The sequence below is a fragment of the Streptococcus danieliae genome, from assembly GCF_025447695.1.
Classification (GTDB): domain Bacteria; phylum Bacillota; class Bacilli; order Lactobacillales; family Streptococcaceae; genus Streptococcus; species Streptococcus danieliae.
Map to the genome: position 1 here is coordinate 20984 of NZ_JAOBSU010000005.1, position 7291 is coordinate 28274.

At 44.0% G+C, this 7291-nt stretch carries 5 protein-coding genes; all 5 read right to left on the minus strand.

Annotation, left to right across the window (positions count from 1 at the left end):
* Positions 1 to 28: 28 nt before the first annotated feature.
* The 5 genes from N4310_RS00805 to nrdR all read right to left on the minus strand — a co-directional run bounded on the left by N4310_RS00805 (position 29) and on the right by nrdR (position 7195).
* A complete protein-coding gene (locus N4310_RS00805) occupies positions 29 to 3115 on the minus strand; it encodes a DEAD/DEAH box helicase (protein WP_262091708.1) in 3087 nt (1028 codons plus the stop codon).
* Positions 3116 to 3332: 217 nt separating this feature from the next.
* Positions 3333 to 4643 carry a ribosome biogenesis GTPase Der gene (gene der, locus N4310_RS00810; protein ID WP_262091709.1) on the minus strand — a complete coding sequence of 437 codons (1311 nt, stop codon included), beginning with the start codon at positions 4641 to 4643 and terminating at the stop codon, positions 3333 to 3335.
* A 10-nt stretch (positions 4644 to 4653) separates the two neighbouring features.
* Positions 4654 to 5550, minus strand: coding sequence for a primosomal protein DnaI (gene dnaI, locus N4310_RS00815; protein WP_262091710.1), 897 nt, complete (start codon positions 5548 to 5550; stop codon positions 4654 to 4656).
* The gene (locus N4310_RS08580; protein WP_262091711.1) at positions 5551 to 6735 is read right to left on the minus strand and encodes a DnaD domain protein; all 1185 of its coding nucleotides are present in this window, start codon (positions 6733 to 6735) and stop codon (positions 5551 to 5553) included. It lies immediately after the preceding gene.
* Positions 6722 to 7195, minus strand: coding sequence for a transcriptional regulator NrdR (nrdR, locus tag N4310_RS00825; RefSeq protein ID WP_160332309.1), 474 nt, complete (start codon positions 7193 to 7195; stop codon positions 6722 to 6724). Before nrdR ends, N4310_RS08580 begins: the two co-directional genes overlap by 14 nt.
* Positions 7196 to 7291: the final 96 nt, after the last annotated feature.

Sequence of the window (7291 nt, forward strand, 5' to 3'; positions counted from 1 at the left end):
ATTTTCAAGTTTAGTCCTCCTACTTTTCCTAGATACCTAAAATTTCCTTCACCTCGTCCAAACCAAAGGACTCATTAGGACGCCCCGCATCCAGAATAGAACCTAAAAGATTGCGTTTGTGTTCCTGCAATTCAAAAATCTTTTCTTCAATACTACCCTTGGTAATAAAACGGTAAACTTGAACTGGATTTTGCTGTCCCATTCGATGAGCACGACCGATAGCTTGCTCCTCCACTGCTGGATTCCACCATAAATCTAATAGAAAAACTGTATCTGCCCCAGTCAAGTTAAGACCGACACCACCAGCTTTCAACGAAATTAATACAACATCACCTTGCCCTTGGTTAAAAGCTTGACTAATCTCTTGCCGTTTACGGGCGGGTGTCGACCCTTTGATCGTGAAGTAATCCACCTTAGCTTTATCAAGTATTGGCTCCACCAAGGTGAGCATCTCTACAAATTGGGAAAAAATCAAAATCCGTTGGCCACTTTCCTTGGCTCCAGCGAGTAAAATCTTCAATAATTCTAATTTACCACTCTGTCCCTGATAATCCTCCAAAAAAAGAGCAGGGCTGTCGCAAATCTGCCGCAGACGGGTTAAACCGGCTAGAAATTCTACTTTGCGTTTCCTGAATTCCTGCTCTGTCAATCCTTGAAGCTCTTGTTGCATTTGTTCCCGTTGTGCCACATATAGTGCTTTTTGTTCAGGAAGCAACTCCGTCACATAGATATCTTCTGTTTTTTCAGGTAGTTCTGTTAAAATTGTTTGCTTGTCCCTACGAAGAATAAAGGGGCGAATTTGGTGTGCGACTGCCTCCACTGGCATTTTTAAGAGGAGTTTTTTTGCCGGTAAAAGACCAGGCAGTACAATTCCGAAAATGGATCCGATTTCTTCTAAACGATTTTCAACAGGCGTACCGGACAAAGCAAAAATCGACTCTGCATCAATCTTTTGCAGACTTGCGTGAACCTTGGTGCGCTGATTTTTTAAGTACTGTGCCTCATCCAAGATGAGTGATTGAAAATGCTCGTTTTGATAATCAGAAATATCCTGCCGTAGACTTCCATAGCTAGTCAAATAGACCTGATAATCCTTACCACGCACTTCTTCTCGCTCTTTTTTGGAACCATAGACCATTCCAACTGTTAAGTCAGGGGCAAATCGCTCCAACTCTGCCTTCCAATTATACAGCAAACCTGAAGGGGCAACAATTAAAGATTTCTCCCCCACTTTCAGATTCAATACTAAAAAGCTAATCGCCTGCAGGGTCTTCCCAAGCCCCATATCATCTGCGAGAATCCCGCCAAAACCGTAATGGGCAAGCATCGACATCCACGCAACACCCAGCCGTTGATAGTCTCGCAATTGTTCGACTATTGGATGGGAAGGTAGGGGATAGCTTCCTGGATCAACTAAGTGTTCTAAGAGTTCCTCTAGAGCTTCTGAATAGCTAACAGAAGCTCCATGTAAGGCAGCATTTACACGTCCCAACAGTTGCCGCTTAACTTGGAAATGTCCCTCTTCTTGATTCCAGATGCCATCCTCCACCGACATCAGCTGTTGTAGTTGCTCTTGCTTGGTTGCAGCTAGACTAAGATAACGCCCTGTCTTAGTTCGGTAAAGGTTTCCTGTCGAAAGAACTTGTATCGCCTCCTGAATGTCAGCTGAGTCAACTCCCTCTAGGGAAAAACTCACCTCCAGGAAACCTTGTCCTTCTTCAATACTGAGTTCCAAATCAACTTCCTGTCTCAATTCTGTAAAAGCAGGAGACAGGATCACATCTGCTAGTTCCTGTAATTTTGGAAGGTGGTAATCAAAGAAATCCACTATCTCTACTTCCGTAAAGGGAGGTCTTCTCCCCACCATCGTGGATGGAAAATCAGCTTCTTGTAACGCTAGTTCATAGTCCAGCTGTTGCTGATAACTCAAGATAAGACCCGAAGAGGCCAGCTGGTGTTCATCTGTAAAAATTTGATCATCAATCTGATACGTGGACTGAGTCTGTATCCACCCCTGTGGATCAACATCCAAATGGAGGGTAATTGCGAACGCTTGTGGCTCTAAACCCTCCGGCGCCCAAAGATTCACAACCCCTTTTACCATTTCCAAAAAAGTAAACAAGCGACTCAATTGATTGGTCCCAAAAACCAAGGGCTCCATTACAATAGTTTCAAAATAGAAATGAAGCTTATTTAAAAGCCTAGCTTGGCCATAGGAAATTTGAAAAAAAGTATCTTGAAAATAAAGGAGTTGTCCTTCATAAAAGCTAAAATGCTCCTTGATTTCAAAGAATAGCTCATAACCTCCCTTAGCCTCTAGCAACTTCAAAAAATAGGGACTCTGCTCTTCTGTCAATGGTTGGAAGCCGGGATGTCGTTGAACCCCTTCATCAAAATCTACCGAAAAATGCTCCAACTCCTGAAACAAAGGAAAGGCTTGCTGCAGCAGAGGTAAGGGGAGACTTAGATAGCGCCCGTAATGTGAAAAAAATGGATTAGAAATCACCGAAGCCTCTTGCTTAAGATTCAAGAGAAAAGATAAGACATTTTGACTAGCTGAATCAAATAACTCCCAACTTAAATTCTCAATTTGAATCTGGCGACCTAGGCGAAGCTCAGCTCCATATTCCAGGCGTGTTAATAAATCTGAAATATCCCTAACAATATAGGCTTTAGACTCCCCATAACGCAACTTGAAAGTCCACTGGATTACAGGGCGATAACGTGGAAGACTTCCTTCAACTTCTAGATGTAATTGGTCGAGCTCCTTCCTATCTTTTAGGAAAAAGCTAAAGAAATTTTCTCCGTTCTTATGGAAATCAGGAAAGCGTTCGCCCCTTGGCTCAGCTTCCAAGGGGACTGATGATTCCACAGATGTCCTACCGTCCTCTTCTTCCCTTATGAAAATCTCAACGGCCGCAAGGTGAGCACAGTAGCCCTCTTTACTAAAATCTTGACAGGAGCAATAATCTTGACCTCCAACTGCTGAGAGGTGAACCTCCTCTGTAGCCACCTGAAATTGCAACAAACCATCCTGGTAATCTTGAAACCTAACCCTATCATCTTGATAGAGTACCTTACCTTCCTGGCGTACCTTACCTGGAATCATTCGCATACTCCTCCTCCTTATGCTTCAAAATCTAATCTTGCCAAGCTTCCATGATAAACTTTAGGATGTACGAAAGCTGTACTTGGCTTCTATTGATCCAATTTAACAGGGCTCTCAGAGCTGTTAAACTCCCCTCGTCGGCTTTCCTAATCATTCTTTTGAAATTCTACAAGTATTCTAATTTTGATGGTCACTAAATAATATTTCTCAAACAGAGAACCTGCTATTTCCGTTTACGGGCAATCAAATGGATTGGGGTTCCTTCAAAAACAAAGGCTTTGCGAATTTGGTTTTCCAAGAAACGGAGATAAGAGAAATGCATCAATTCTTCTTCGTTCACAAAAATAACAAAGGTCGGTGGTTTGACAGCCACTTGGGTTGCATAGAAAATTTTAAGCCGTTTCCCTTTATCCGTTGGGGTTGGATTAACCGCAATCGCATCCATAATCACATCGTTCAAGACCGCACTTGGAATCCGCAAGTTTTGGTTTTGACTGATCTCCTTAATCATTGCTGGTAACTTATGCAAGCGTTGTTTGGTCATCGCAGACACAAAAATAATCGGTGCATAAGAGAGGTATTGGAATTGGTCACGAATGTCTTCTTCCCAGTTTTTGAGGGTATGGTTGTCCTTGTCCAAGGTATCCCACTTATTAACAACGATAATGATTCCTTTACCGGCCTCATGGGCAAAACCAGCAATCCGTTTGTCATATTCCCGGATTCCTTCTTCGGCATTTAGAACCATCAGGACCACATCAGACCGGTCAATCGCCCGCATGGCCCGCATTACAGAGTATTTTTCTGTATTCTCATAAACCTTCCCGGACTTGCGCATACCCGCAGTGTCAATCATGGTAAACTCTTGGCCCTCTGCATCTACAAAATGAGTATCAATGGCATCACGGGTTGTTCCCGCTACGGGACTGGCAATAACCCGATCCTCACCTAGAATGGCATTGATTAAACTGGATTTCCCAACATTGGGACGACCGATCAAGCTGAAACGAATCACATCGGACTCATCTTGGGAATCCTCAGCTGGTAAATTTTCAATAATCGCATCCAAGACATCTCCGGTTCCAATCCCGTGGACACTGGAAACTGGATAGAGCTCTCCCAGCCCCAAAGAATAAAAATCATAGATGTCATTGCGCATCTCTGGATTATCAACCTTATTAACCACCAAGATGACCGGCTTCTCTGTTTTATAGAGCATTTTCGCGACATATTCATCCGCATTGGTGATACCTTCCTTACCAGAGACCACAAAGACAATCACATCGGCCTCATTCATGGCGATTTCGGCTTGGTGTTTAATTTGTTCCATAAAAGGAGCATCGACGTCATCGATTCCCCCGGTATCAATAATGCTAAAGGAACGATTGAGCCACTCGGCCTGGGCATAAATCCGATCCCGGGTTACTCCTTCCACATCCTCCACAATTGAAATCCGCTCCCCGGCAATCCGGTTAAAAAGCGTCGATTTTCCGACATTGGGACGACCGACAATCGCCACTGTTGCTACTGACATAATTTCTCCTTTACTGATTCCGCCGGTTTGCACCCGGCACATGTATTTCTTTGGCTAAATAACGCAGGCGTTCCATCACCCGTTGAGCCTGCCAACTTTCATCACCTTCTTTTCCTCTGGACATACGCTTTTGTAGATCTCCAAAGGATAAATTCGAACTAAAGAAGGTCGGTAAATTTTCCTGCATCCGGTACTGGAGGATTACCTGGAGGACCTCATCTCGTAGCCAAGATGAGAATTGTTCCGCACCAATATCATCGAGGATTAAACAAGGGACTCCCTTGACCTCCTCAATTTGTTCCCGAACAGTATTGTTCTTAAAGCCATCCTTAAGATCCTGAACAAAGGTTGGAAAGTGCAACATCACCGTTTGAATCCCCTTAATAGTCGCTAGATCATTGGCAAAGGCTGCCAGCAAATAAGTCTTGCCGATGCCAAAATCACCGTAAAGATAGAGACCTTGGTAGTCTTGCGGATAGTTCAGAATAAATTTGGTCAACTGTTCAATGGTGGCCCAGCGATCATCTAAATCCAAGTCTTGCAGGCTAACTCCTCTCAGACTTTCAGGTAAATTCAAGAGCTGAACGCGATTTCGGAGTTCTCGGGCTTTTTCAGCTGCAATCAATTCATCTGTTTCTTGATAACTAACATCTGCATAGCCTTGGTTCATGATCAGAACAGGTTGGTAACCTTTGGAGAGGTAGGCCTCTTCCCCCTTCTGGAAACGATCCCGCTCACTGATAAATTGACTAAACTTGGAGATTGACCGTTGAATTTCTTCCAAACTAAGTCCGTGTTCTTGGATAAAGCGATTCACGTCTGGATCCTGCTGAATCTCTTGGACCAACTGTTGGTAGTCCATTTTTCGCTGAGCTTTTCCTTCCAGGGCATTATGTACTGATTTCATCTAGTTTCCTTCCCCCTTCATTTGTTGGAACATCCGCTTGCGCTCTTCTTCACGCGCCCTCATCTCTTCTGGTGTCGTTTGATCGACATAATTTTTCTGGCTCCAATTAGGAACATTGGATGGGCTAGATGGGCTACTTCCTTTCTTCCGGTTGCCGGACGAAGTCTGCTTCCGAGAGGGAGATGTTTCTTTTATCCGTTGCTGAATGCGAACAATCGCTTCTTCTGCACTCGTAATCCCCTGTTTTTGGAAATCCTCAGCCACTCTGAGAACATAGCGCTCATTGATCTGCAAGCTGTTATCTCGATTATAGGCCAGGAGTAAGAGAATACTGATGACCTCGTCTAAAAAACCTTGTTTCTGCAAGCTCAAAATCAGGGCTCGTTCCTGGTCGGTAACAGAACTTCCACGAGTATCCTTGAGCTGCCCTAAAAACTCCAGAGCAGATTGGGATTTACTTTCCTTCAAATAGAAGCTCTCTCCCTGACTAAAACTAGCCACAACTGGTTTTTGCTTCAATTTCGCTTCCATGCGATTGGTGGCAACTTTCCCCTGAACAGCGGTTTCTTCTGCCAACTGATAGAGTTGATTCCAATTTAAGTGGTATTCTCGGGCTAAAAGTTCCAAGGCCAGAACATCCGTATCCCGGTTGGCATAGCTGAGAGAGCCTTTTTCGAGGCGTTTCTGGAAAGTGACTGGGTCAAACTGGTTGAAAGTGGCTTTGACAACTTCTCGCTGTTCTCCAGCCAAGAGTCCTTTGAAAAACTTACCCTCGTTCACCACCTGCTTCTGCCCTTGCGGTTTGGCGGGTTCTAGTTCTTTTAAAGCGACTTCTCCAATTTTATTTTTCAATAAGGGACGTAACAAATGATCTTGAAGAAACTCCGCTCCTTCAAGAGGAGAGCGCAGATAAAGTGTAATGGAATCTGCTATAAAAACTTCCACTAGTCTGACAACCTGTAGCAATTCAAGGGCCTGATTAAAACGGTCCACACCAAATTGGAGGTGGTTCAGTACCTGGGCAACCTGGGTCTGGCTGCTCCCCCCATCCCAAAAACTCAAGAAATAGTGATAGAGAGCAAAGGCATCCGCCCCAATAATCGGGTAATAAAAGACTACTAAGGAGCTAGCATCCTTTTGAGGCGCCAAACCCTTCCCGTAGTAAAAAAAATCACTCGGTTTCACTCTCTTCTCCTTTCTGTCGGAATTGTCGCAGGAGTTCCTCGACCTCACTTAATTCATTAAAACGTTTGTAAACACTGGCAAAGCGGAAATAGGCAATGGGATCGAGTTCTGATAAAGCTTCTAAAACACGGTCCCCCACTTCATCCGAGCTGACCTCCCCGCTCGATGAATTTCGAAGGTTGGTCTCAATTTTTTTAACCACTTCTTTAATCTGCTCGGAGGTAACTGGACGTTTTTCGGCCGATTGAAAAATGCCATTATAAATCTTGGAAGATTCGAAATTTTCCCGACGCCCATCTTTTTTGATAACCACCAGGGGCTTGGTTTCAATCCGTTCATAGGTTGTATAGCGATATTGGCAATTTTCACAAACACGACGCCGACGAATCGCAGCTCCCTGCTCCACTTGTCGGCTATCAATAACCTTAGTCTGATCACTTTGACATTCCGGACAACGCATCCTTCACCTCCAACACTTCAGGGCACCTCTAAAAACCCCAGTTTTTCTTCAAATTGAATCACTCAAACCTTGATAAATCAACATTTAGATTTTCAG